Annotated in this window: 21 protein-coding genes; 12 read left to right on the plus strand and 9 right to left on the minus strand. The window is 53.5% G+C overall.

What is annotated here, in order from left to right:
- The first annotated feature begins 26 nt into the window (after positions 1–26).
- The 7 genes from GZH47_RS16700 to GZH47_RS16730 all read left to right on the plus strand — a co-directional run bounded on the left by GZH47_RS16700 (position 27) and on the right by GZH47_RS16730 (position 9917).
- Positions 27–971 (plus strand): ABC transporter permease, encoded by a 945-nt coding sequence (locus tag GZH47_RS16700; RefSeq protein WP_162641523.1) that lies wholly within the window; start codon positions 27–29, stop codon positions 969–971.
- A 15-nt stretch (positions 972–986) separates the two neighbouring features.
- Positions 987–1916: a carbohydrate ABC transporter permease gene (locus GZH47_RS16705; protein ID WP_162641526.1), complete on the plus strand. Its 930-nt coding sequence runs from the start codon at positions 987–989 to the stop codon at positions 1914–1916.
- Positions 1917–2028: 112 nt separating this feature from the next.
- Positions 2029–3552, plus strand: a complete 1524-nt coding sequence (locus tag GZH47_RS16710; protein WP_162641528.1) for an ABC transporter substrate-binding protein — start codon at positions 2029–2031, stop codon at positions 3550–3552.
- 162 nt (positions 3553–3714) lie between these two features.
- Positions 3715–5475 carry a sensor histidine kinase gene (locus tag GZH47_RS16715; RefSeq protein WP_162641530.1) on the plus strand — a complete coding sequence of 587 codons (1761 nt, stop codon included), beginning with the start codon at positions 3715–3717 and terminating at the stop codon, positions 5473–5475.
- A complete protein-coding gene (locus GZH47_RS16720) occupies positions 5450–6211 on the plus strand; it encodes a response regulator transcription factor (protein WP_162641533.1) in 762 nt (253 codons plus the stop codon). The genes GZH47_RS16715 and GZH47_RS16720 overlap by 26 nt, the downstream gene beginning before the upstream one ends.
- 7 nt (positions 6212–6218) lie before the next feature.
- The gene (locus GZH47_RS16725) at positions 6219–7733 is read left to right on the plus strand and encodes an ABC transporter substrate-binding protein (RefSeq protein WP_162641551.1); all 1515 of its coding nucleotides are present in this window, start codon (positions 6219–6221) and stop codon (positions 7731–7733) included.
- Positions 7734–7961: 228 nt separating this feature from the next.
- Entirely contained in the window at positions 7962–9917 is a 1956-nt protein-coding gene (locus GZH47_RS16730) for a GTP-binding protein (RefSeq protein WP_162641571.1), read from the plus strand.
- Positions 9918–10011: 94 nt separating this feature from the next.
- Here GZH47_RS16730 and GZH47_RS16735 read toward each other — a convergent pair whose 3' ends face one another.
- Positions 10012–11229, minus strand: a complete 1218-nt coding sequence (locus GZH47_RS16735) for an MFS transporter (RefSeq protein WP_162641573.1) — start codon at positions 11227–11229, stop codon at positions 10012–10014.
- Between the two features lie 461 nt (positions 11230–11690).
- Here GZH47_RS16735 and GZH47_RS16740 point away from each other — a divergent pair, with 461 nt between their 5' ends.
- The 4 genes from GZH47_RS16740 (at position 11691) to GZH47_RS16755 (ending at position 16188) form a co-directional block, all read left to right on the plus strand.
- A complete protein-coding gene (locus tag GZH47_RS16740) occupies positions 11691–12887 on the plus strand; it encodes a ParM/StbA family protein (RefSeq protein WP_162641576.1) in 1197 nt (398 codons plus the stop codon).
- Positions 12888–12914: 27 nt separating this feature from the next.
- Positions 12915–13322 carry a hypothetical protein gene (locus GZH47_RS16745; protein WP_162641579.1) on the plus strand — a complete coding sequence of 136 codons (408 nt, stop codon included), beginning with the start codon at positions 12915–12917 and terminating at the stop codon, positions 13320–13322.
- Between the two features lie 459 nt (positions 13323–13781).
- Positions 13782–14375, plus strand: coding sequence for an ankyrin repeat domain-containing protein (locus tag GZH47_RS16750; protein WP_162641582.1), 594 nt, complete (start codon positions 13782–13784; stop codon positions 14373–14375).
- Positions 14376–14388: 13 nt separating this feature from the next.
- Positions 14389–16188 carry a site-specific DNA-methyltransferase gene (locus GZH47_RS16755; RefSeq protein WP_162641584.1) on the plus strand — a complete coding sequence of 600 codons (1800 nt, stop codon included), beginning with the start codon at positions 14389–14391 and terminating at the stop codon, positions 16186–16188.
- Positions 16189–16378: 190 nt separating this feature from the next.
- Here the strand turns inward: GZH47_RS16755 and GZH47_RS16760 are convergent, their stop codons facing one another.
- Genes GZH47_RS16760 through GZH47_RS16770 form a run of 3 tightly spaced genes read right to left on the minus strand, consistent with a single transcriptional unit; the run spans position 16379 to position 19314 of the window.
- Positions 16379–17497 carry an HD-GYP domain-containing protein gene (locus tag GZH47_RS16760; protein WP_162641587.1) on the minus strand — a complete coding sequence of 373 codons (1119 nt, stop codon included), beginning with the start codon at positions 17495–17497 and terminating at the stop codon, positions 16379–16381.
- Positions 17487–17918, minus strand: a complete 432-nt coding sequence (locus GZH47_RS16765; RefSeq protein ID WP_162641595.1) for a response regulator — start codon at positions 17916–17918, stop codon at positions 17487–17489. Before GZH47_RS16765 ends, GZH47_RS16760 begins: the two co-directional genes overlap by 11 nt.
- Entirely contained in the window at positions 17911–19314 is a 1404-nt protein-coding gene (locus GZH47_RS16770; protein WP_162641599.1) for a sensor histidine kinase, read from the minus strand. The genes GZH47_RS16765 and GZH47_RS16770 overlap by 8 nt, the downstream gene beginning before the upstream one ends.
- Positions 19315–19597: 283 nt before the next feature.
- On the opposite strand from GZH47_RS16770, the gene GZH47_RS16775 reads away from it, so the two are divergent.
- Positions 19598–20233: a response regulator gene (locus tag GZH47_RS16775; RefSeq protein WP_162641601.1), complete on the plus strand. Its 636-nt coding sequence runs from the start codon at positions 19598–19600 to the stop codon at positions 20231–20233.
- 65 nt (positions 20234–20298) lie between these two features.
- Here GZH47_RS16775 and lepB read toward each other — a convergent pair whose 3' ends face one another.
- From lepB to GZH47_RS16800, 5 genes are all read right to left on the minus strand, one after another.
- Positions 20299–20874, minus strand: coding sequence for a signal peptidase I (lepB, locus tag GZH47_RS16780; RefSeq protein ID WP_162641604.1), 576 nt, complete (start codon positions 20872–20874; stop codon positions 20299–20301).
- Between the two features lie 98 nt (positions 20875–20972).
- Positions 20973–21659, minus strand: coding sequence for a hypothetical protein (locus GZH47_RS16785; protein ID WP_162641607.1), 687 nt, complete (start codon positions 21657–21659; stop codon positions 20973–20975).
- Positions 21660–21751: 92 nt separating this feature from the next.
- Positions 21752–22537, minus strand: coding sequence for a hypothetical protein (locus GZH47_RS16790; protein ID WP_162641609.1), 786 nt, complete (start codon positions 22535–22537; stop codon positions 21752–21754).
- Between the two features lie 45 nt (positions 22538–22582).
- Positions 22583–23047 carry a hypothetical protein gene (locus GZH47_RS16795; RefSeq protein WP_162641610.1) on the minus strand — a complete coding sequence of 155 codons (465 nt, stop codon included), beginning with the start codon at positions 23045–23047 and terminating at the stop codon, positions 22583–22585.
- A 279-nt stretch (positions 23048–23326) separates the two neighbouring features.
- Positions 23327–24505, minus strand: a complete 1179-nt coding sequence (locus tag GZH47_RS16800; RefSeq protein ID WP_225446101.1) for an AraC family transcriptional regulator — start codon at positions 24503–24505, stop codon at positions 23327–23329.
- Between the last annotated feature and the right edge of the window lie 74 nt (positions 24506–24579).

Here is a 24579-nt window from a genome sequence, read left to right on the forward strand (position 1 = left end):
TGAGCACAACGGAAGGAGTGGCTAACATGGACATGAAGAGCGGACGAAAACGCCCGCGGGTGCGCTGGCGCACGCAGGATACCGAGCTGACGTTTCTGGCCTTGCCGACGACGATCTGGTACATCTTATTTTGTTTCTTGCCGATGTTCGGCCTCATTATCGCCTTTAAAGATTTCAAGATTCACGGTGGTTTCCTGAGCAACGTTATCCACAGCAAGTGGTCGGGGTTCAAGAACTTTGAGTTTCTGTTCAAGTCGAACGACGCTTGGGTCGTCATTCGCAATACGCTTGGCTACAATTTGATCTTCATCATTCTGGGCATCGTGGTGCCCGTCACGTTGGCGATGATGATCGGCCAGCTGCACAACAGCAAGGCCGGCAAAGTTTATCAGACGCTGATGTTCCTGCCTTACTTCTTGTCTTGGGTCGTGGTGTCCGCTATCGTGTGGGCGTTCCTCAGCTTCGACAAAGGGATCGCCAACCAGTTCCTGGGCAGCCTCGGCAAAGACCCGGTCAACTGGTACATGGAGCCGAAATATTGGCCGTACTTCTTGGTATTCATGAACGTGTGGAAAGGGCTGGGCTATGGCATGGTCGTTTACCTGGCGACCATCACCGGCATCGACAGCACGTACTATGAAGCAGCCGTTATTGACGGCGCTTCCAAATGGCAGCAAGCGCGATTCATTACGCTGCCCTTGATGAAGCTGGTTATCGTGATGATGTTCATTCTGGCGGTAGGACGCATCTTCTATACCGATTTCGGCTTGTTCTTCCAAGTGCCGCGGAATTCGAACTCGCTGTTCGATGTCGCGACTACGCTTGACGTGCTCGTGTACAGTCAGCTCAAAACCGCTACGGTGGGCATGGCTTCGGCTTCCGCATTCGTACAATCCGTGATGGGTTGTCTGACCATTCTGACTGCTAACTGGATCGTTCGACGCGTCGACCGTGAAAGCGCAATGATGTAAAGGAGGAAGCGGGAAATGTCATCAAGAACGCAATTCGAATCCGGATTGGATAAATTCAACCGGGTCAAAACCGGCACAAACGTCGGTTTCCATCTCATCTTTATCGTGCTGTCGCTGCTTTGCCTGATCCCGGTCATCGTGGTGCTGTCCATCTCGTTCAGCAGCGAAGATTCCATACGGAACGGCGGCTACCATATCTTCCCGACGGCTTTCTCCGGCGAGGCTTATCATTACATCGCCCAGCAAGGAAAGTTGATTTCAAAGGCGCTCGGCATCTCCGTACTCGTTACCGTCGTCGGCACGGTGCTTGGCGTCATGCTGACCACTTCGATGGGCTATGTCCTGTCCCGTCCGAATTATAAGCTGAACGGATTCCTGACTTGGATCGTCTTCATCCCGATGGTGTTCAACGGCGGTTTGGTGTCCAGCTACTACATCAACTCGAATTTGCTCGGGCTGAAGGATACGGTATGGGCGCTCATTCTTCCATTGGCCGTCTCGTCGTTCAACGTCATCATTTGCAAAACGTTCTTCCGAAGCACGATTCCGGACGCATTGATCGAATCCGCGGAAATCGACGGTTCGAGCCAGCTGCGCATCTTCTTCTCGATCGTGCTGCCGATTTCGCTTCCGGTACTGGCGACGATCGGATTGTTCCTCTGTTTCTCCTATTGGAACGATTGGTTCAACTCCATGCTGTACATCGACAATCAGGACCTGTACTCGCTGCAGGCGCTGTTGAACAGTTTGATGACCAACGTGGATGCCTTGGCCAAGAACGCGTCCGTCATGGGAATCAGCTACGCGCAGCTTGTCGCAACCATGCCGAAGGAATCCGCGAGGATGGCCGTCGCCATCATCATCGTGCTTCCCGTGGCGATCGCCTATCCGTTCTTCCAGAAATACTTTATTTCCGGTCTGACGGTCGGCGCTGTCAAAGGTTAATCCGAGCAACTTGAATAAGCCTGGATATTATCCGGTTTATATATCCGCCGCAACACATCAAAGGCGGGGTGCATGGAAAGAGAGAAAGATAATTAAAAGGAGGAACAACATCATGAAAAAGACAAAGAAGCAACTGCTTGCAATCGGCGCCGCGGCGCTCCTGACAACTGCTCTGGCAGGCTGCGGCAACTCGAATTCCGATTCGAACAACGCGGCTAACAACACGCCGGCTAATACGCCTGCGAATACGGCAACCGACGCCGGGACGAATGCGAACACGCCTGCGAAGTCCGGCGATGTGCCAACGCTCGTATGGTGGACGATCGGCGGCCAAGTGCCGGAGAACTTCGACAAGGCGCTCGAGGCAATGAACGCATATACGGCTGAGAAAATCGGCGTGAAAGTCGATATCAAAGTAGCAAGCTGGGGCGACTGGGATACGAAGATCAACACGGTCGTGAACACGGGCGAACCGTTCGATATCATGTTTACGAATAACGGCAAATACAGCCAGCAAGTCGCTTTGGGCGCGTTTGCCGACCTGACGGATCTCGTTCAGAAGGACACGCCGGATCTCTACAACCTCATTCCGCAGAAGGTTTGGGATGGAACGAAAATCGGCGGGAAAATCTATTCCGTACCGACGTATAAAGACTCCTCGCTCACGCAATACTGGGTATTCGACGACAAGTACGTACAGAAATACGGCATTGACACGGCTAACATCAAATCGATGCAAGATCTCGACAAGCCTTTCCACGATATGAAAGCCGGCGAAGGCAAGAGCTTCTATCCGCTGCCAATGACACAAAGCGGATTTAACGGCTTCTTCAATAACTACGATGACTTGACGCTCGGTCTGCCGCCGATTGGCGTGAAAGTAGACGACGCGTCCCGTAAAGTCGTATCCGTGCTCGAGCAGCCGGACATCATGAACGACCTGAAATCGCTGCACAGCTGGTACAAAGACGGCATCGTCAACCCGGATGCGCCAACGAAAACAGAAGCGGACAAAGGACCTTCGTTCTTCGCGGCGCAAGCATTCCCGGGCGCCGAAACGACTTGGCAGATCAACGAAGGCGTAGCGAAGTACGACATGTTCCAATACTTCGGACCGATCTACACGACGAGCACGATTCAAGGCTCCTTGAACGCGATCTCGGCGAACTCGAAATACAAGAGCGAAGCGTTGAAATACCTGCAACTGGTCAACACCGATCCGAAGCTGCGCAACATGCTGGCATTCGGCGAGCCGGGCGTCGACTACACGAACGTGGACGGCGAGAAAGTCGTTGAACGCACGACCGATACTTGGCCGCTGGCTGCTTACACGCAAGGCACGTTCTTCGACCTGGCCGTTACGAAAGGCGCTCCGGTCGATCAATGGGATCAAGTCAAGAAGCTGAACGAGCAAGCAACTTCCTCCACGGCGCTCGGCTTCGCGTTGGATATCAGCAAGCTGGGTACGGAAGTAGCCAACACGAAAGCAGTATGGGACAAATACCGCTATGAACTGATGACGGGCGCTTCCGATCCGGAGAAAGTGGTACCGAAAATCGTTGCCGAATTGAAAGCTGCCGGCATGGATACGATCACGAAGGCCGCGCAAGAGCAAATCGACGCTTATTTCAAATAAGTTATAAGTTGGACTTGTGATCGACAGTCGACATCCAGAAAACCCGAACGGGATTGCCGTTCGGGTTTTCTGTCACAATTTTCTGGATTGCTTTTATCGACAACTACGTTATATGGTTGAGCGGTGGGGTGCGACATAAGCTTATTGCAAAGGAGACGCCGCATGCGTTCATTTATGCAAATTAAGATCTATCGCGGCAAATTCATTGCATATGCGGTATTCGTAGTATTCATCGGCTTAACGCTCGGCGCGCTCACCTGTGCGGTACTGCTCGATCAATGGGTGGGAAATTCCCGGAACGAGGCGGCCGGGGCGTTCTCCCGGGTGGAAAACGGCCTTCAATACGATTCCGACCGAATCGAAGCCTTCATGCAGCGGGTCTATTCCAATAGCGGACTGGTGTCCGACATTCGCAGTTTCTTGGGAAACAACGCCGAAGGCTATCTGACGAGCAGATTGCAGAGCAGCCATTATAACCGGCCGCTCGTATCCTTCCCCGACGATATGAAAGCCTTCCTGAGCAACGGAGGCAAGGGCGATATCACGCAAGTAAGCCTGCATACCGAACAAGAGGGCAACGTGGTGAGCTTTGACAATAACGGCAATACGAGCTTTCAATTCCGCCTGCCGAGTACGGACGCAACGTTCAGCGAGTCGATCCAGAAAGGATTCGTCTACCATAAGAAGCTGTCGGACCCGAACCAAATTTCCCGCCAGCTGGGCGAATTCCGCTTCCTGGTCAGCAGCGACAAGATTTTCAAGACGGTGCAAAACGACCACCTGAGCGAGGCCGCGGCTGTCAGCGCTTCCGGAGACGTATACCTGATCGCGGGCAGCGGCAAGAAGACGGAGGATTTGGTTCGCCGGGCCGTGGCGGATGGCGGCACGCATGGCTATCTATCGACGGGATTGGTGGACCGCGCGTATTACGCAACGTATAAATCGACCGAGTTTGATTATGAGTTTGTCAGCATCGTGGACGTAGCTCCGTTAATTCGTCAAAAGGCGAACGTGCTGCTCATCGTGTTTCTCATCGTGCTGGCCGCGATGATTTGCGTGCTGCTGCTGATCGTATATAATCTCCGCGAGGATGCGAACTTCCTGCGGCGGATTATCGTTTCCATCGGAAGGGCGAAGACCGCGGACTTTACGCCGGTTAATCCGCCTCGTTACCGGAGGAACGAATACGGCATGATCGCCAGGGAATTGGACGATATGATTCATCAGCTCGACAAGCATATCCGTACGAATTATTTACTGAAGCTTAAGCAGCAAGAGACCGAGATGAAAGCGCTTCAGCATCAAATCAATCCGCATTTTCTGTATAATACGCTTGAGGTTATCCGATCATCGGCGCTGGTGAACAGCGCGGATTACACGTCCGACGCCATTGCCACCTTGGGCGCGCTCTATCGCGATATCGTGAAGAACGAGAACATCATACCGCTCGACAGCGAGCTGGATCTGCTTCAGAAATATTTGAAAATCATGGAGTTCAAGTATCCGGACCGGTTCTATCATCAGTTCAATGTGGAGCAGGCGCTGCTATCCTTGCCTACCGTGAAATTCTGGCTGCAGCCGCTGGCGGAGAACTTCTTCATTCACGGCTTCAATCCGGAGAGCGAGTTCAACCTGCTCATCGTGAACGGCTGGGAGGAAGCGGACCGCTTCGTACTGGAGATCGTGGATAACGGCAACAGCATCTCCGATGCGCGCCTGGCCGAGATCAGGAATAAGCTTTCCAGAGGCGAGGACGCCGCTGCGGACAGCATCGGCCTGCGCAACGTGTATACCCGGCTGCATTTTTTCTACGGATCGGGTTTCTCTATGAGCATCGACAACAACGAGGAAGCGGGGGTCAAAATATCCGTATTCTTATCCAAGGAGGCTACTTACGATGTACAAGCTGCTGATCGTAGATGACGAGCCGCAGATTCTGGAGGGAATGAAACGAACGCTGGATTGGGAGAAGTACGGCTTCGGCCGCATCGAGACGAGCGAAACGTACGAAGGCGCGATTTCGAAGGCGGTGGAATTCCTGCCGGATTTGGCGATTTTCGATGTATGCATCGGCAAGCAGCGCGGCTATGACGCGATTCATAAGCTCAACGAGCTGCGCCTGCCATCCAAATATATCATTATGAGCGGCTATGGCGAATTCCAATATGCGCTGGAGGCCATACGCTGCGGCGCCAAGGACTATCTGCTTAAACCCGTCGACCGTTCGAAGCTGCAGCAATTAGTCGAGAGGATTATCGTCGAGGATCTGCACGGTACGCTCGAAGGTACGGACCGCGACGACCTGGACATGGATCCGGTGCTCGGCGTGCGCTACGACAGCCTGTCCAAGCTGACCAACCGCATCCTGCTGATCGTCAAGGCGGAGTATGCCCAGAACTTAAGTTTGAAATCGGTTGCGGAACGTTTCCGGATGAACGGAACGTATCTGGGGCAGCTTTTCCTTAAGGAGACGCATAAGAAATTCTCGGAATATCTCATGGCCTACCGCATGCTTCGCGCGCAGGAACGCATTCAGTCCACGGACGAGAAAATCATCAGCATCGCGCTTTCCGTAGGCTATCCCAACCTGAACTATTTCTATTCTCATTTCCATGCTTATTTCGGCAAATCACCCTCGGATTTGCGGAGAAAGGAATAACGCCGCAATGCGACAACAACGGAATTGGAGTCGTCTCGCCGTCACTCTCATGCTCGTCATGCTGCTGCCTCTAGCCGGCTGCTTCTCCGGATCCGGCAAGAACGAGAATGCCGGACAGACCGGCAGCACAGTGAATTTGATTTATTATACGATCGGGGATCCCGACGCGGACCTTCAGATGGTCAACGACAAGATCAACGAGGTGCTGGCCAAGAAGATCGGCGTCACGATTACGTATATCAAAGTGGGCTGGCAGGAGTATGCCGACCGGCTGAACACCCTTGTGTCGGCGGGCACGCCATTCGATATCGCCTTTGCGCCGGAGTATATGACGTACGCGCAGCGCGGCGCGTGGCTTAAGCTGGACGGCTATCTATCGAACGTCGGGCAGGATATGTACAAGGCCATCGACCCGATCTTCTGGAATGGCGTGCGAATGGATGACGGCGGCATCTACGGCGTACCGACGAATAAGGAATTAGCCGTGCGCGACCAGTGGATGTACCCGGATGCGCTGGTGAAGAAATATCATATCGACATCTCCAAGTACACGACGCTGGCTTCCCTTGAACCGCTATTGAAGATGATCAAGGAGAAGGAGCCCGCGTACCAGCCGATGGAGCTGGATAAGGATTCCCAGAACTTCTTCGCTCTGGACGGGTACGAATACGTAGCGGAGAAGACGCTTCCGCTCATGGTTCGCGTGATGGATCCCGGTTCTCCGGTCGTCAATATATTCGAAACCGAGGAAGGCCGTAAAGTGCTGGACATTCTTCGGCGCTACTACGTGGAAGGTTATATCAATGAGGATGCGGCCATGCGGGAAAGCCAAGGGCTGAAGCGGGGCGCGCTCGTATTCTGGAAAGCTGCCGGAGGCGGTCCGCTGTCGGAGAATAGCTGGAGCAAGGATCGCGGCTATAAGCTTGTGGCTTATCCGGTTACACCTGCGCTGATCACGACGGAATCCATTCGCGGCGGGGTCATGGCCGTCAGCGCGGACACGAAGCATCCCGTCGAGTCCGTCAAGTTTCTCAACTTGCTCAACACGGATCCCGAGGTGCGCAACCTGTTCAATTTCGGAATCGAAGGCGTGCACTACACGCTGGACAGCAATGGCCAAGTGGTGCCCATTCCTCCGAAGGACAGTAACGGCAATCCGATTCCGGACGCGCTGCCAAGCTATGGAGGCGTGCAGTATACGCAGGGCAACTGGTTCATCCTGAAGACGATGGGCGGGCAATTCCCGGATCCGCCCGATAAATGGGATCAGTTCCGCGCCAGCAACAAGGAAGCGGTCGATTCGAACACGCTGGGCTTCACCCCGGACTTCTCCCGGGTGCCGATCCAAATGCAGAACATCCAGATGGTTTGGGAGAAATATTTCCCGAGCTTGATGACCGGCAGCGTGAACGTCGACACGGTGCTGCCGATGTTCAATCAAGAGCTGCGGCAAGCGGGCATCGACGAGGTGCGGATAGAAGTGCAGAAGCAGCTGGATGCTTGGCGTGCTAGGCATAAGTAATAGGGCGTGGGTAAGAGGAGCGGGCAATTGCCAGGGGGGGAAACCCCTAGCGGTTGCCTGTTTTTTTGTAATAGGAGAGATTAAAATTTCCGCTAGAAAGCCAACAAACCGGCTCGCCCCCGTAAGCGGTGTGATATGATCATTGGAGTAGATCGCGCATGCTCTGATCGCCGCCGGCGAGTGCAAGCCATCCATCTAACCATTGTGAGATCAAGGTGGTACGATAATATGAATCCAATAACCATAGGCATGTTCGCTCACGTGGACGCGGGCAAGACCACGTTTGCCGAACAGCTGCTTTACCATACGCACAGCATTCGCGAACGGGGCAGGGTCGATCATAAAGACGCTTACCTCGACAGCCATGATATCGAACGGGCCAGGGGCATTACGGTATTCGCCGACCAAGCCGTCATGACTTATCAAGGCTCCACCTATTATTTGATCGATACGCCGGGCCATGTCGATTTCTCGCCCGAGATGGAGCGAGCCGTCCAGGTGATGGATTACGCGATTCTCGTCATTAGCGCGGTGGAAGGCATTCAGGGCCACACGGAGACGGTCTGGCAGCTGCTTCATAAACATCGCATTCCAACGTTCTTCTTCATTAACAAAATCGATCGGGTCGGCGCGGAAGTAGACCGGGTATTCGAGGATATTCGGATGCATCTGACGGCGGATGCCTGTATGCTAACCGACAGCTTCGCAGGCGGAAACGTAGGCGAAGCGCTGCTGGAGTTTATGGCGGAGCGGGACGAGACGCTGCTGGACGCGTTCCTGGCGGGGACGGAAGGCCAAGCCTTCTGGCTGCGGGCGCTGCAGGACAAGATTCGCGGACATCAGCTCTTCCCTTGCGCGAGCGGTTCCGCCTTGCAGGATATCGGCGTGATCGAGTTTATGGACCAGCTGCATCGGCTAACGACCGTGGATTATGATGACCAGGCGCCTTTCGGGGGGCGCGTCTATAAGATCCGGCATGATTCGAACGGCGTGCGTTTGACCTATATCAAAGGCTTGAGCGGTACGCTGAAGGTTCGCGATGAGCTGTGCTATCCCGGCAGGGAAGATCGCATGTGCGAGAAGGCGACGCGGCTCCTCATCATCAACGGGAGCAAGTCGCAGGCGGTCGATCAGGTCCGAGCGGGCGATCTGTTCGCCGTGACCGGACTTTCAAGCGCCGAGGCCGGGCAGGGCATAGGCGTCTATTCGGACAGGCTGGTCTATGAGCTGGTGCCGACGCTGACGTCGAAAGTGATTTTCCCCGATTCGCTGAATGTGAAGGATGTGCTTAAGGCCTTCCAAGTGCTGAATGCCGAGGATCCGTCCTTGAATGTCATCTGGGAGGAAAGCCTGCAGGAAATCCACATTCACGTGATGGGCCTCATTCAGCTCGAGGTGCTGGAGCAGCTGGCGAAGGAACGATTCCAGATCCCCGTCTCCTTCGGCAAACCCGAAATTCTATATAAGGAAACCATCCTGTCCGCCGTGAATGGCTATGGCCACTTCGAGCCGCTCAAGCATTATGCCGAGGTGCATCTGCGGCTGGAACCGGCGGAGCGGGGCAGCGGAATTACGTTCGAGAATGCGTGTCATGCGAACGATTTAAGCATCGGCAATCAGAATCTGGTCAAGACGCATCTCTATGAGCGCGACCATCACGGTTTACTGACGGGCATGCCGCTGACCGATGTCCGAATTACGCTGCTGACGGGCGCCGCGCATAATGAGCATACGCATGGCGGCGATTTTCGGGAGGCCGCGTTCCGCGCGCTGAGGCAGGGCTTGGAGAAAGCGGAGAACGTGCTGCTTGAGCCGTATTACGAGTTTAAGATTAAAGTGGAAATCGACCATATGGGCAAAGTGCTGTCCGATATTCAACGCGCATCCGGGCAGTTCGAGCCGCCGCACGCGACCGCCTCCCACGCTGTCATTACGGGCCGGGTTCCCGTGGCTACCTTTATGGATTACGGCACGGAGCTGGCTTCCTTTACGCATGGCAAGGGCATCGCCCAGTTCGTCTTCGGCGGTTACGACCGTTGCCATAACGAACAGGCGGTGATTGAGCGGAAGAACTATCGGAAGGACGCGGACCCGCTGTACAGCTCTTCATCGATCTTCTGCGCGAAGGGTCACGGATATACGGTGGCTTGGGATGAGGCGGAAGCGAAGATGCATTTGTTATAGCGGGCGCTGCAGCAACGGATGCAGCAGAAGAAAAAGGGCGCACATGACTGTGCGCCCTTGGTGTATTCACATTGTGTATTCACATGCGGAAGGTTTAGTTAGAAACCGGTGACGCCGAAGCCGCGTATTTCCGGTCCGCAAGATGGCAGACGATGCCGAGAATAAGCGCCAGCCCGACAAGCGTCGATCCGACCCAGGGAAGGGCCGTTAAGGACAGATGCGTAATGACCGCGCCGCCGATGAAAGCGCCTGTCGCATTGCCCAGATTACCGGCTGAATGGCTGGTGGTCGAGGCGAGCGCCGGCGCAGACTTCGCTAAGCCCATGATCCGGACCTGCATCCCTGGGAATACGGCGAAGGAAGCAGCTCCCCACAGGAAGATCGTCACGACCGCGGCAATCTGGTTGTGGACGGTGAACGTGAACAGCGCCAGGATGATGCAGATGATGAAATAAAGGCCCAGAATCGTCGGCATCAGCTTCCAGTCGGCCAGCTTGCCGCCAACCATGTTGCCGATGGTCACGCCGCAGCCGAAGAGGACGAGAATCCAGGTGACGTTGTGCTCGGCGAACCCGGTCACTTTCACAAGCAGCGGGGTAATGTAGGTGAAGATCGCGAACAATCCTGCGTTGCCGAGCACGGCGATGCACAGGAACAGCTGCAGCCTGCGATTGGCGAGGGCGGCGATTTGCTGCCGGATCGGCGCGCTCTTCTCTTGTTTGAGCTTCGGGATGAAGATCATAATTCCGATTAACGTGATGACGCCCATGATGGCGATCGTGCCGAACGAGGCGCGCCATCCCATATGTTGACCGATGAAGGTGCCCAGCGGGACCCCGATAATATTCGAAATCGTAAGGCCGGCCATCATCATGGACACGGCCCCGGCCCGCTTGTCGGGCGGCACCAGGCTCGAGGCGATCACGGCGCCCACCCCGAAGAATGTACCGTGCGTCAGCGCCGTAAGCATACGGGCACCCATGAGAACGGCATAATTCGGTGCGATGACGGAGATGGCATTGCCTAGGATGAATAGTCCCATCAGGAAGCATAGCAGTTGCTTTTGCGGGATTTTGTGGGTCAGCATCGTTAGAATCGGAGCGCCGACCGCGACTCCGAGCGCGTACATCGTAATGAGCTGTCCCGCGGCTGAAATACTGACATTCAAATCTTGCGCGACATTCGGAAGAATGCCCATAATTACGAATTCCGTCATGCCGATCGCGAACGCCCCGATCGTTAACGAGAGCAGCGGGAGCGAGGACGATTGGCGTGCGGCGGATTTGCCGGATACGGGATGAGATAATTCCATGTTGAATTCCATTCACCTTTCACGATGTGACTATGCGTCATGCGGATTAAACGAACGGCCGAGCGTGCCTGGCGCGAATCGTTCTCCTTATTTTGTTGGTTTCCGGTCGAGGAATCAAGACCTTTCGGGTAAATAAGTGTAAAGCCAAGGTTTACCTGATCAAGAACGGTTAAGAGTTCCGGTATTCTGAAAGAACACTATAAGAAGGATTAATGCCGAGGGATCCGCATATCCCGGCAGTTTCGTGGTCCATATGCAAGACCCCCCATGCAGGTTGATGCTCGCCTGTGCGGGGGGTCTATTTTCGATGCTGCAAAACAGGCCTAAATCCAGCACATTCCGACAAAATCAAATGAGAGAAGATTAATGGGCCGTGGGTCTCTAGGTATTTGTTAACGCATACTTCGTATGGCAAAGTAATACTAAGGGATATATTCCTTACCCTAAGGAGGAAATCGATAATGAACTATCATTTCTTTGTAGGCAACGATAACGGAAACAGCGAGCATGACTTGATCATCGATGGCCATTTGATTCAGCAGCCGAACGTGAATTGCAGAGTGGACGAGCTTCCGTGGAGCGAAGAGCAGGCGCCGGAGAGTTTTGTGAAGCATTTGCAGGATCAACTGGTCGTGACCATTGACTCGCCTGCCGCGAGGCCGGGGATGTACTACGTAGGGAAGTTTGCGCTGGAAAGCGGCGAAATCATCGATACGATTCAGATTGGCATTGATTCGAAGAGCGATATGGATTTGCCGATCATTAATACGCTGGCTCAAATCGCTGCCGTGGCCGTTCAGAAGGCGGTTGAGGAAGAGAAGGCCATTCCGGCGCAAATCGACGTGGAAGTCGATATGGCAACGGCGCTGCCCGTCACCCAGCATACGGACGAGACCTCCGCCAAGTTCGAGAGACGGTTTACGTCCGGCATGCATCATGTGACGGTCCATTTGGGCGTTAAGCGCGTAGCCGTCAATCTCGTATTCCCATTCGTGAAGGTCGTGCCCGAAGCGACGCCGGTCATATTCGCGCTGCAGAAGGATGCGGCGGGGAACTGGCGAGAAGGGGAGATCTTCGCCGATTTTACAGCGGCATACGGCATAGATAAGAAGTTCAACGGCAGTTATTTCAAGGATAAACGCATTCTCCATGTCGATATCGGCGACGGGTCTACGGAGTATCCGATCACGGAGGGCAATAAGTTTCTGCGTCAATTCATTCATGGCAGCCACCATGGGGCGGGGTATGCGATCGAGGAAGCGCTGCAGGAGTTCAATCGGCTCATTCATTTGCCGGACAGCCCGCGACAATTCTTCAGCGACGTGATCAAGAATCCGAAGCATAAGTACCATGCCAGGGCGTTGAAAACATTGCGGCGGCCGCTCGAAAGCCAAGTGAAGCAAATCGTGCAGCACGTGAAGAAACAACTGACCAAGGCGCGCAACGAGATCGACGTTATCTGCGTCTACGGCGGCGGCAGCATCGTGATGCGTTCCGTCCTGTACCCGTACTTGAAGGAGACCTGCGACGAGCGGGAAATCAAACTGCTCTATATTCCAGCCGACGACGCCGTGCAGTTGAACGCGGCGGGACTCGACGCGTTCGTGCGGGGCAAGATTTACGAGGCGCTCAAAGGCAAAGCGGAGCAGCCTGCATAATGAGCCAGACAGGTCGAGGTGACGCAGATGAAGAAGACGAAGCTTCCCGGCGGCAATATTAGTTTGAAAACCAAGAAGACCGAGGATCCGCTCGTAATGGCCTGGCTCAATGCGCAATCGAATTTGATGGATTCTTTTCGCTATCTGATCGAGAAGGAGATCCAGTCGAATGGCGTACGGAATTTGCAGGCTTACATCCCCGCAGAGCGAACGGGTTTGCATGACGCCCCGGATCCACGGGGAGAAGGCCGGTATCAGGCGCTGCTGGCGGATCGGCAGCAGCTGGCCGCCGCGATCGAGACCGTCGAGACGATCGAGGAGAATGAGGATGAGGAGTCGGCCGAGGAGGAAGCGGGGCTAACGGAGCCGGCTTCTTCTTCCGAGCCCGATGAGGCGGAAGAGATCGACGATGAGGATATCGAGGCTTGGAGTTGATGCCGATACTCAGGTTGTTATGTGGGGCGATACCTGTATTCCGCAATGCTGGGTAATACTCGGGAACGCTAGGTAATACTATGTAACACTTAGTAATACCGCGTAATATCAGGTAATGCTGAGTTATACCGGGTGATCGAGCAATAAGAAGTGGCATGATGAAACATCGAGGGCCTTCTAGTGTTACTTAGTAATGCTGAGTAATACCTAGTAATTCCGAGTAATACCAAATGATTCTGAGCGATACCGTAAGCGTGATAGTGACATTAAGCAATACAAAGCAACACCGAATAAGAGGATCAAATTTCCGGACAAGCGATGACCGGCATTTTATACGTAAGCGAAGCAGCTGGCTACCGAATACAGGTAGCCTTTCTTCGTTTGTTTACGATCCTTCCTCTCCGGTGTATCATCGAGGAAGAATGGAATAATCTTGCTGTCAGGGGGAGGGTGTTGGCTATGAACAGAGCGCTGATCGCCGCTGCCGAACGCGGAGACTTGAAGGATGTCGCGCGGCTGGTGGAAGACGGGGCTGATATTAACGGTCAGGATAGCCGAGGGAGAACCGCCATTATGGCTGCAACGCATGCGAACAAGCCGGAAATCGTTCGATGGCTGATTGCTGCCGGAGCGGATATCAATCTGCAAGACAAGATCAATGACAACCCTTTCCTGTATGCCGGCGCTGAAGGATTGCTGGACATCCTGAAGCTCCTTATTGCAGCAGGGGCGGATACCCGGTTAACGAACCGATACGGGGGAAACGCACTCATACCCGCGGCAGAGAAAGGCCATGTCGAGAACGTACGCGCGCTGCTCGCAACGACCGACGTGAACATCGATCATATCAACCGTTTAGGCTGGACTGCGCTGCTTGAAGTCGTCATTCTGACTCCCGGCGGACCGAAGCATCAACAGATTGCCCGGCTTCTTATTGACCATGGAGCCGATGTGAACATCGCCGATCGGGACGGGATAACGCCATTGCAGCATGCAAGGCGGAATCGTATGGCCGAAATCGCACAGATGCTGCAGCAGGCGGGAGCGCGATAACGAGGGGGATCCGATGAATCGATTATCGATGCAAACAACCGATAAGGTTAAGGGGAATATAGATAAAATCGCAGAACTATTCCCGGGTGTAGTGAAGGAAGCGAGAACTGCGGACGGGCAAGTCAGACAGGCGATCGACTTTGACCTCTTGCGGCAGGAGCTGTCCGATGTTCTAGTCGAAGGAACCAAAGAACGCTACCAATTGACATGGCCGGGCAAGAAGGAGACGATTCTCTCCGCCAATGCGCCTGTGCAGATGACGCTGCGGCCCATTATCCACGATAGCATGTGCTGGAACAGCACGCGGAACCTGTATATCGAGGGTGAGAATCTGCAAATACTCAAGCTGCTGCAGCGATCGTACCTGAATAAAGTGAAATGCATCTATGTCGATCCGCCGTACAATACCGGGAAGGATTTTATTTATAAAGACGACTATAAGAGCCACGGCGACTGGCTGTCGGACATGCACCCCAGACTGAGAATTGCCCGGGAACTGCTGAAGGAAGACGGCGTGATGTTCATTAGCATCGACGACATCGAAATGGCAAATCTGAAGATGCTTTGCGACGAAGTATTCGGTGCCGACAACTTCGTAGCCAACCTGATCTGGGCGAATAAGGAGGGCGGCGGAGGTTCGGACAGCAAACACTTCCGGGTGAAACACGAATATATTCTGTGTTACGCCAAGTCCGTGAAGCATCTATCCATCAAAGGCGTACGGATATCGAACGAAAGCCGGTATACGCTGCAAGACGAGCATGCGGAGAAACGCGGCAGCTATTATTTGCAGAAATTAAACCAAGCCAGCATACAATACTCGGCCTCGCTGGACTATCCCATTACGGCTCCCGACGGCAGGCAGATCAGACCTGCCATAGGCAGTAAACAGGCGTGCTGGAGATGGTCGGAGGCCAAAGTAAAGTGGGGCCTGGACAACGGTTTTATCGTCATGAAGAAGGATCATAAGGGCGATTGGCAAGTGTACAGCAAGCAATACATGAATGTGGATAATCAAGATGAACCGATCGTCAGAACCAACCGGCCGTTAGGATTGATCGAGGAGTATTCAAGCACGCAAGCATCCAAGAAGCTGGAGCTCTTATTCGGGGCGAAGGTTTTTGACTATTCCAAACCATACGAACTCATTCAATTCTTATTGTCGCTGACAACGGAAGCAGACGATCTGATCGTCGATTTCTTCTCCGGATCCGCAACGACGGCGCATGCGGTCATGCAGCTGAATGCCGAGGACGGCGGGCACCGCAAATATATCATGATCCAGCTTCCGGAAGAGACGGCTGAAGGATCAGAGGCCCGCAGAGCCGGCTACGCCAACATTTGCGAAATCGGCAAGGAACGTATACGCCGCGCCGGGAGCAAGATGAAGGAGGGGACCTCCGCGGACATCGATTACGGATTCCGTGTGTACCGGCTTGACGACACCAATATGACAGAGGCGTATGATAGGCCGGACAGTCTGGGCTTTGACGGCCCGGCAATCAGCACGATCAAGGAAGAGCGTACGGGGGAAGACGTGCTTGTCCAGGCGATGCTGGGGCTTGGTCTCGAGCTATCGTTACCGATGGGGAGGAAGACGAGCGAGGGCAAGACCGTGTACGATGTAGACGGAAACGCGCTATTGGCCTGTTTCGACCGCGATCTGCCGGAATCGGTCATCGAAGCCATTGCCGAGCAGCAACCGCTTCGTGTCGTTTTCCGCGAAAGCGCATTCAAGGACGATGCCGCGCGCATACGCTTGGAGGAACGCTTCACCCTGCTCTCGCCCTGCTCCGAGATTAGCATACTGTAGGAGAGGCGAGGGGCGCTAATCATGAACCGGACTGCTTCAAGGAGGCAGCAAGCATGCAGCAAGCGCACCGAATCATTGAAGCATTCGGTTGGGATTACAGGGATATACAATCATAGCATCGATTAGTTATCGAGTCATCGGGTTATCGAGTTACCGAGTCATCGAACCATCAAACCATCGAAGCATTAAATTACTGAATTACCTTGCCGAACGCTTCGATAATGTCGGGGCGGAAGAAGCTGCCCGACATCTTGCGAATCTCTTCGTAAGCCGCCTGTTCCGACATGACCTGCCGGTAAGACCTCGGCGTAGTGATCGCAATGAAAACCTCGACAATACCGAGCATCTGGGAGAGCACGGGAATTTGCTCGCCACTCAACCGGAACGGATAGCCGGTGCCATCGACCTTCTCGTGATGATACAGAAATACCTGCTCTACTTCCTCGAATCCGGGGATTCCCGCGCAAAGCTCTTTCGCCATATAGCAATGCTCCTGCACCACTTCAAGCTCGAATTCCGATAATTTGCCTTCCTTCTCGAACATATAATCGGGAAGCTTAACCCGGCTCACGAAGTGAAGGAGAGACAGCAGCTCGATCTCCCATTCCTTGGAGGCCTCGCCGCCGTACGTTCGCCAGAGCGCCTTGATTAAGCTGCTCATATCGCTGATTTCCTTGCGCGAGGTTTGGGTTTTGCGTTCCCCCACCGGGATGAAACACTGCAGCGTGTTCAGCACTTGCTGCTTCTGCTGCTGGAAGAACTGCTCTTCATGCTTCTTCTTCAGCTGATGGGCGGCGATCAGAATGATGCCTCCAAGCAGCACGCTCCCGAGCGCAAGCAGCAGCTCCAGAACGATATCCGAGATGGTGACGCTGCCATTCGCCTTCGCGAATGCCGGGATGAACAACGTGTAAACCAGATTATAGAGGAAGAACATACCGGAGGCATAAACGTATTCCTTGAACGAAGCGATGAGGCTGATCAGGATCGGGTAGAACAGGAAAATGCCCCAAATCTGTACGATGAATGCCGGCATGTAGAGCGATATGAAGACCGCTGCCAGCAAGATATACCAGACCGCGAGCAGCTTGCTCAATCCGTGACGCGCAGGCAGATGCCGCTGAACACCGTACATTCCCCAGGAGCTGATTGCAATCGTCAAGGAGATCCATACCGTATCCAAGCTGTCGAAGCCGGCGCGGAAGCTCTTGTCCAACAGGCTGACGACGGCCATGCCGGCAGAGATGCTCCCGATGAGGATCATCAGCATCCGCTGAATGGGCATCGTTAACAAGGCATTAACTTTCATATGCATAGCTCCCGGTGTCGGAAATTTCCGTATTCACTTTGGACTGATAGAAGGGAGAGCCGTCCATGACTTGTTGAATCGCACTCAGGATCTGTTCGGGGTCCGTGTCTTTCATCAAGTAACCGTCGATGCCGGCATGCATGGCGCGGTAAATATCTTCACTCTCGTCGAAGGCCGTCAAAATAATAATCTTGATGAACGGATGGATGGCTTTCAGATGGCGGGCGCCTTCAATGACCGATAGGCCGGGCATTTTCAAATCCGTCAGCAGCAAATCCGGCGACAGCGCCGCGGACCGCTCCAACGCTTCGGATCCATCGGCCGCTTCACCCACGATCGTATAATTGCCGCAGCAGTCCAATAAGAGATGAAGTCCCTGACGGGCTTGCGGACGGTCGTCCGCGATGACCACTTTATACATAAGCCATGCTCCTTTCGCGTGGAATTGCGGCCGTGATGGTTGTTCCTTCGGCGACTTGCGAATGTATGTTCACCGAGCCGTTCAATGCCTTAATGCGATTCGTCATCCCCGCGATTCCGAGTTTGCCCGTAAGCTCGGTCTGCCCCCAATCCATGCCTTTGCCGTCATCGCTGACGAGGACCGTCCATTGGACGCTCGTTACCTCAAGAGTAACTTGAAGCCGCTTGGCTTCGGCATGCTTCATCACGTTGTTGACGGATTCCTCAATGAAGTGATAGAGTGCTTCCTCGATTTCGATTTTCTCCTGCGCGACCCAGCCATTGCTGCGGAAGACGAGCGTGACGCCGCTGTTCGCCGTCATGCGGTTCAGCATGTTTTCGATCGCATCCCGAAGATTGAACCGTCGTTTCTCCCCTTTGAGATCCACGATGAATTTGCGGATATTCCGGTGGCTTTCCTTCACCTTGGTCTCCAGCTCCGCCAAGATCGGTAAGGCTTGGCTTGGACTGTCCTTCTGCACGGCATTCTTCAGTTGGAACAATTGAACGGAGAGGAAGAAGAGCTCTTGCGCGATGCCATCGTGTATATCTTGAGCGATATAGTCCCTTTCAGCAGCTACGGCGCGGGTTCGGATGGCGTTCACTTGATTAATCACGTCGTAATCGCTCATGAATTTCCTCAGGATGAGTTGAACGTAAGTCATTTGCAATTGGGAAAGCTCGTGCTCGTCTGTGTTGATCAGCAGCCATCCGTAGTCGGTTTCATCCGGCATTTGCAGCTTGCGAAGGTAGAGCGGAGTTAACTCGCCAACGGGTGACGGCAGCCGTATGTACGCCTTGGTGCCGGCGGCGGGGTTATTTCGCAGACAATTGGCGAAATACGTATGCATCCAGCTTTGCTCCGGCTCGTGCCCGTTATCCGATGCGTTCGCGCAAATCCAGACATCGCGTCCGCCCAGCAGCTTGCTTAGCGCGGCTTCCGTCTGCCGAACGATTATTTGAAGATCGGAATGAGGCTCCAAGCCGGCAGATGTATAGATATGCGCCAGGCTTCGGAAATGGGCATTCATGTTTCTGGCGTTCATATGCACGGCCATGATTACGCCATAGAAAATAACGACATAGATAACGTAGACGGCATGTTCCCTCAGGTATCGGGGGAGAGCTTCTTCTTCCAGGAGTCCGACGATAATGGGCAGCAGCAGCAAATAGACCAGCGTGATCGGATAATAGTGCTTCCAGGTCGTATGTCTCTTCAGTAGAAACAATCCGGACAGGCTGTAACAAATAAAAGGTCCGTCGATTCCGCCCGAGCTTGCGAGAAGATAGAGTCCGAAGAGAAGGTCAACGGGAATGAAGGCCGCGGCGAGCCTGCGAGAGGCATGCAGATATATCAAGCTAGACGCGGTTAATATACCGATCGCTACCAGGGCAAAGCTGGCCGAGTGGTCATCGGTCTTAACCGAATAGATCGAAAGTCCTAGTATTAAGAAAATACACCTACAGCCTAAAGTAGCGTGAATAATGCCTTTTCGGTGTAAAATCGACACAATTTATTCCCCTAATCTATTTTAGTAGTAGTCAAAAAGTCATAGATGCTATAGAATGGAAATTGGTTCTAGCAGAGGATTATATTTGGTGGTTATATCATATACTTATTTGTTATTGGAGGCTAGAGACATGACTACAATCATTATTCTCGATGACCATCCGCTGGTACGGCAAGGAATTCGCATGGTAGTAGGAACGGGCAGCAAGATGGATATCGTAGGAGAGGCATCGAATGCGAAGGAAGCCTTGGAGATGATGGAGCTCATGCGGCCCGACGTTGTACTCGTTGACCTGAATTTGGGCAAGGATAACGGTCTGGATTTCATTCAACGGGCGCGTACGCTTGGACACCGTTGCAAATTTCTCATACTAACCTCTTCCGCGACCAGCAGCGAGCTGCGGCTTGCGAAATCGCTCGACGTCGAAGGCATTTGCCTGAAAGAAGCGACGCCGGAGGACTTATTATACGCAGTGGAAGTCGTTGCGCGCGGTCGTAAATTCTACGATCCGGTGTTCATGGATAATATGATGGGTCCTACTGCCGAGGAGACGGCATTCGCCGAGCTGACGCCCAAGGAGCTGGAAGTGTTCATTTCGCTCGGTAAAGGGCGTTCCAACAAAGAAATCGCCAGCGAGCTGTATATTACCGAATTCACGGTGAAGAAACATGTCAGCCAGATCTTGTCCAAGCTGAATCTGAGCGATCGTACGCAAGCCGCTTTATACGCATTGTCCAAGGGGCTCGTGCAATTCGAGCTGGTCTAGCCATATCCAATCTATTTTAAATAAGGCAATTCACCGGCGCTTCTCGCCAGGCGAATTGCCTTTTCTTATAGTTTCAAAGGCTTTGCGATGCCGTGCATCGGCCACAAGGAGCAGGCTACGAAACCTTTGATCTCGGATTGATCGACCTGTCCGAGCTTAGGATCCCTGCTGTCGAGGCTTTCGCCGAGGTCGCGATTGTCCCCGGCAACGAACACATGGCCAGGTTCGACCAGGATTTCGGCCATATCCTCGGACTTCCCGTACGTATAAAGCTCCGTTAGCGGTTCGCCGTTGACGTAAATGGTACCATCGTTGATAGCGATCCGGTCTCCGCCGACGGCGATAACCCGTTTGACGATGTTATAGCCCAGAGCCGTGGAGTCGATAACGACAACGTCCCCGTATTTCGGCGACTCGAACAACATAGCTAGCTTATTAATGAACAATACATTGCCGTTGGCTAGCGTAGGATTCATGGAATTGCCGGATACGCGATCTAAGCCGAATAAGTTATGGATGACAAGGAATATGACGCCCAGGACGATGACCAGGCGGAGCCAGCTCCAAAATGTCTTCAAGGGCGAGATGGCTTTGGGCGTATTGTCTGGCGGTTCGGATATAGGCTGCTGCAGTTCCTGCATGGACGATCAGTCACCACCTTGTTGTTGTTGGGCGCTAGCACGAACCACGCCTGTTACGGCGTGGTTCGTGACATGCTTGGTACTATGGGGCCAAGAGGTTACTGCGCTGCATCTTCGGCCGGCTGCGGGGTCTCTTGAGGCTGCTGCGCTGCGCCATCGGCAGGCTGTTGAGTCTCTTGAGGCTGCTGCGCTGCATCTTTGGCAGGCTGTTGAGTCTCTTGAGGCTGCTGTGCTGCATCTTCGGCAGGCTGTTGAGTCTCTTGAGGCTGCTGCGCCGTGTCTTCGGCCGGCTGCGTCGATTCAACGACCGGCGGCGTGTAAACCACGGCAGGCGGGGTGTAGCTGCCGGATAGCGTATCCATTGCTTGCATGGCGCTGTCCGTTATCGTTTGAAGCTTGGCTTGAATTTGCTGGCGATCCTGATCATTGTTAATGTTCATCGATGCGATCAATTCAGCGGCGTGCTTCTGGATGGCTGCGATATATTTCGTTCGCTGCTCTTCCGTAAACGTATCGATCTCCTGTGCGGATGCTTCGAGTCGTAGCTGCAATTCTTTTTTCAACTGGGCCTTCTGCGTGTCCGTTTCGCTTTGGATGGACTGCGTCAAACTCGTGACTGCAAGATCCGTCTTCTTGTTGAACCAGGACTGCAGCGTGCCGGCAATATCGACGTCCGCATAAGCAATACCCATTGTCCCCGTGAAGGTGACCATTAAAAAAACAATACCAGCTGCGACTTTCTTGTTGATCCGTTTATTTCCAAGCTTCCGATTTCCGATCTTCATCTGGATCGCTCCTTCCTGTCATGTTTGATAAAAAATAACGGGGAAGCCCTGTCAGCAGGGCTTCCTTCCGTAGGTTTGCAAGTGAAGCGGTATTAGTTGTCGATTCCGTCAACGATAGCGTCCAGCTCGCCAAGAGCGTTATTCAACACTGTTGTGGCTTTAGCATCGAGCTTGTTTTTAGCATCAGCAACGCCTGTATCTGCCAGAGCTTGCAGCTGCGCTTCAAGGTCTGTGAGTTGGGCATTCAAGTAGTTTTGGATCTCTGTCGTTGCAGTCGATTTTTCACTATTCAAAGCTGTTTGTAAAGCAGTTTTGACATCGTTGATTTTATCAGTTAATTCTTTTTTCTTATTTGTAAGCGTAGCTGCTGTTCTTGAATCTGGATTATTCAAGTCGAGACGTCCTGTGTACACGCCTAAATGGTTTTTAATCGCGTTATTGATATCTGTACGGTTTTGGGTAGCAATTGGTGTAAGCTGAGTATCCGTTGCCGTATTTGTAGTCGATACGAAAGCGTCGAATTGAGCTGGCATGCTGGCAAGAATCTCGCCTTTGGCTCCGTCGAGCTGGTTTCCGTATTGGGTTGTTTGGCTAGTAACGGCTGCATTCACTTCACCGATTTTCTTGTTACCTTCGTCGCGGATGTCGTTCTGTGCTTTTGAAATGATTCCGTCAACGGCCGTTTTATGCGCAGCCAATTTAGTCGTTTTGTAAGTGGCGAAATCGCCGTTGATGGCAGTTTTTACTGTGCCAAGAGCAGCGTCGTACCAGTTGTGAAGTTGTCCGCCTGCATCCGTTGCTGCGAATACTGTACCCATCGATGCGAGCATACCTACTGCGACTACGCCTGCTGCTACTTTAGTTTTGATAAATTTCATTTTCATCAATCTCCTTTGGTTTGGTTTAATGGTTGGTTTCGGAAGCTAATTGCCTAATTGCTGCGTTAACTCGTCGATCGTGTCCACAGCAAGTTGATCAAGCTCTTCGGTACTCGTGCGGTTAACCTCGTCCACGTAGTTGTCGAAAACCTGTTGGAAGCCGGGGTCAGCGGTTAATCCGTCCTTCGCATCATCGATCTGGCCGATGTAGGAACGTCCGGCAGCTTGAAGCTGCTTGGTTACTTCATCGATCCGGGCTCTTGCCGTCGTCGAAATTTCTTTGCGGGCATCGTTCGCCAGTTCCTCCGACCGCTCGTCCAGCTTCGCGGAAGCTTGTACGCGTTTCGCGGCGGCTGAAGTCTTGATCTGATCGGTAACTTGCTGCGAGCGGTTCTCGTACCAGTTGTGCAGAAGTGCGCCACCGTCGGATTTCGCATATACGCAGCCTGTTGCCAGGATGGCCGTGATAGCCGCCGCGGCGGTTATCAGCAGGCAGGTTTTACGTCTCAAAACGGCGCCTCCTTGTCGGTGTTCTTGTTTGTTAAGTTAACTATAGTGGATGCGACGATCTGTCACATCGGTCAACGGAGTAATCTTATAGGTGGCCGATCGTGTAAGCGGATGGTAGACTTTGGTACCAGGCGCCAGCATTTTCAACGGTCGCAGCTGCCTGGGATGACGCACCGCATATAAAAGAGCAAAAGGCATCCCCACCGGGTGCCTTTTGCTCTTATCTGCTACTTATCCGCTACGTATCCGTTCCTATATCCGCTCCTATAGAAGAAGCGTTTATTTGAGGAGCCGCATATTCTTCCTGTACTGGCCCGGCCTGATGCCGGTGCCGCGCATGAAGGCCACGCTCATATATTCGGTATGCTTGAACCCGGCGCGTTCGGCTATGGCGGCCAGGCTCAGCTTCGTTTCTTCTAAGAGGCGTTTGACCAGTTTGATTTTGACGGCCAGAATTTCATCGTGCGGGGTGCGGCCGAGCTCCTTCTGAAACCGGCTTTCCAGCTTGCGGCGCGAAACGGAGCAATGGTCGAGAATATCCTGCACCTGAATGTCTTCATGCGCATGGTTGCGAATAAACCGGATAGCGTCGGAGACGATCTTATCCTCTACGGCCAGTACATCCGATGATAATCGGACTTGAATGCTGATCGGCTCGATCAGCTCGATTTGGTTGTCCAACGACTCGCCCGCCATCATGCGGTCAAGCAGCTCGGCCGCGCGATAACCGGTCCTCAGCGCGTTTGTCTGGATGCTGGATAAGGGCGGATTGGACAATTCGCACAAGAGCGCATCGTTATCCACGCCGATGACGGCCACCTCGTCGGGAACCGAGACCCCGGCGAGCCGGCAAGCTTCGAGCAGCTGTTGGCCGCGAATGTCGTAGCAAGCCATAATGCCGATCGGCTTGGGCAGCTCCTTCAGCCATTGGAACAGCTCCTCTTTGTTCGAATGCCAAGACTGCTCATGCAAGGCATCCGCCGGAGTAATGAAGCTTTGGCAGGAATAGCCCTTCGACACCAGATAGTCCTCGTAATACGTCCCCCGCAGCGTAGACCACTGAAAATGCGAATCCCCGTAGAAGCCAAAGTGCTCGAAGCCCCGTTCCATAAAATGATCGGCCGCCATGATCGCAATGGATTGGTCGTTGGTTTCCACGCAGGGCAGCGAGGGAATCCGCCTTGAGGCGCTGAGATCGATAGCCGGGAGCCCGGAGTCCCGAATGAACCGCGCCGTCTGGTCATTCTCGATGCGCGCGATAATGCCGTCGCCATGCCAATGGCGCAGCCAGGTCAAGTCAATATGGTTCCGACTGTATTCGCCCAGCGACACGGACCAGGACGAATGCTCGCGAAGATAGGCATTGACGCCGCTCAACAGTCCGCGGGCGTATTCGTTCGACGTTTCAATCAATAAGGCGACCTGCTTGCGTTTCGGCAGCATGAATGCGCTCATCATCCCGACCCCTCTTCCTAATATATCCTACTATACAGGGTCCGAAAGCTTATTTACAGCATCCGATAGATGTAAAA

The organism is Paenibacillus rhizovicinus, assembly GCF_010365285.1.
GTDB classification, from domain to species: domain Bacteria; phylum Bacillota; class Bacilli; order Paenibacillales; family Paenibacillaceae; genus Paenibacillus_Z; species Paenibacillus_Z rhizovicinus.

What these genes read in the sequence shown, in the direction of transcription:
- GZH47_RS16700 (WP_162641523.1), top strand. Translation starts at nt 27, where the DNA reads ATGGACATGAAGAGCGGACGAAAACGCCCGCGGGTGCGCTGGCGCACG.
- GZH47_RS16705 (WP_162641526.1), top strand. Translation starts at nt 987, where the DNA reads ATGTCATCAAGAACGCAATTCGAATCCGGATTGGATAAATTCAACCGG.
- GZH47_RS16710 (WP_162641528.1), top strand. Translation starts at nt 2,029, where the DNA reads ATGAAAAAGACAAAGAAGCAACTGCTTGCAATCGGCGCCGCGGCGCTC.
- GZH47_RS16715 (WP_162641530.1), top strand. Translation starts at nt 3,715, where the DNA reads ATGCGTTCATTTATGCAAATTAAGATCTATCGCGGCAAATTCATTGCA.
- GZH47_RS16720 (WP_162641533.1), top strand. Translation starts at nt 5,450, where the DNA reads ATGTACAAGCTGCTGATCGTAGATGACGAGCCGCAGATTCTGGAGGGA.
- GZH47_RS16725 (WP_162641551.1), top strand. Translation starts at nt 6,219, where the DNA reads ATGCGACAACAACGGAATTGGAGTCGTCTCGCCGTCACTCTCATGCTC.
- GZH47_RS16730 (WP_162641571.1), top strand. Translation starts at nt 7,962, where the DNA reads ATGAATCCAATAACCATAGGCATGTTCGCTCACGTGGACGCGGGCAAG.
- GZH47_RS16735 (WP_162641573.1), bottom strand. Translation starts at nt 11,229, where the DNA reads ATGGAATTATCTCATCCCGTATCCGGCAAATCCGCCGCACGCCAATCG.
- GZH47_RS16740 (WP_162641576.1), top strand. Translation starts at nt 11,691, where the DNA reads ATGAACTATCATTTCTTTGTAGGCAACGATAACGGAAACAGCGAGCAT.
- GZH47_RS16745 (WP_162641579.1), top strand. Translation starts at nt 12,915, where the DNA reads ATGAAGAAGACGAAGCTTCCCGGCGGCAATATTAGTTTGAAAACCAAG.
- GZH47_RS16750 (WP_162641582.1), top strand. Translation starts at nt 13,782, where the DNA reads ATGAACAGAGCGCTGATCGCCGCTGCCGAACGCGGAGACTTGAAGGAT.
- GZH47_RS16755 (WP_162641584.1), top strand. Translation starts at nt 14,389, where the DNA reads ATGAATCGATTATCGATGCAAACAACCGATAAGGTTAAGGGGAATATA.
- GZH47_RS16760 (WP_162641587.1), bottom strand. Translation starts at nt 17,497, where the DNA reads ATGAAAGTTAATGCCTTGTTAACGATGCCCATTCAGCGGATGCTGATG.
- GZH47_RS16765 (WP_162641595.1), bottom strand. Translation starts at nt 17,918, where the DNA reads ATGTATAAAGTGGTCATCGCGGACGACCGTCCGCAAGCCCGTCAGGGA.
- GZH47_RS16775 (WP_162641601.1), top strand. Translation starts at nt 19,598, where the DNA reads ATGACTACAATCATTATTCTCGATGACCATCCGCTGGTACGGCAAGGA.
- lepB (WP_162641604.1), bottom strand. Translation starts at nt 20,874, where the DNA reads ATGCAGGAACTGCAGCAGCCTATATCCGAACCGCCAGACAATACGCCC.
- GZH47_RS16785 (WP_162641607.1), bottom strand. Translation starts at nt 21,659, where the DNA reads ATGAAGATCGGAAATCGGAAGCTTGGAAATAAACGGATCAACAAGAAA.
- GZH47_RS16790 (WP_162641609.1), bottom strand. Translation starts at nt 22,537, where the DNA reads ATGAAATTTATCAAAACTAAAGTAGCAGCAGGCGTAGTCGCAGTAGGT.
- GZH47_RS16800 (WP_225446101.1), bottom strand. Translation starts at nt 24,505, where the DNA reads ATGATGAGCGCATTCATGCTGCCGAAACGCAAGCAGGTCGCCTTATTG.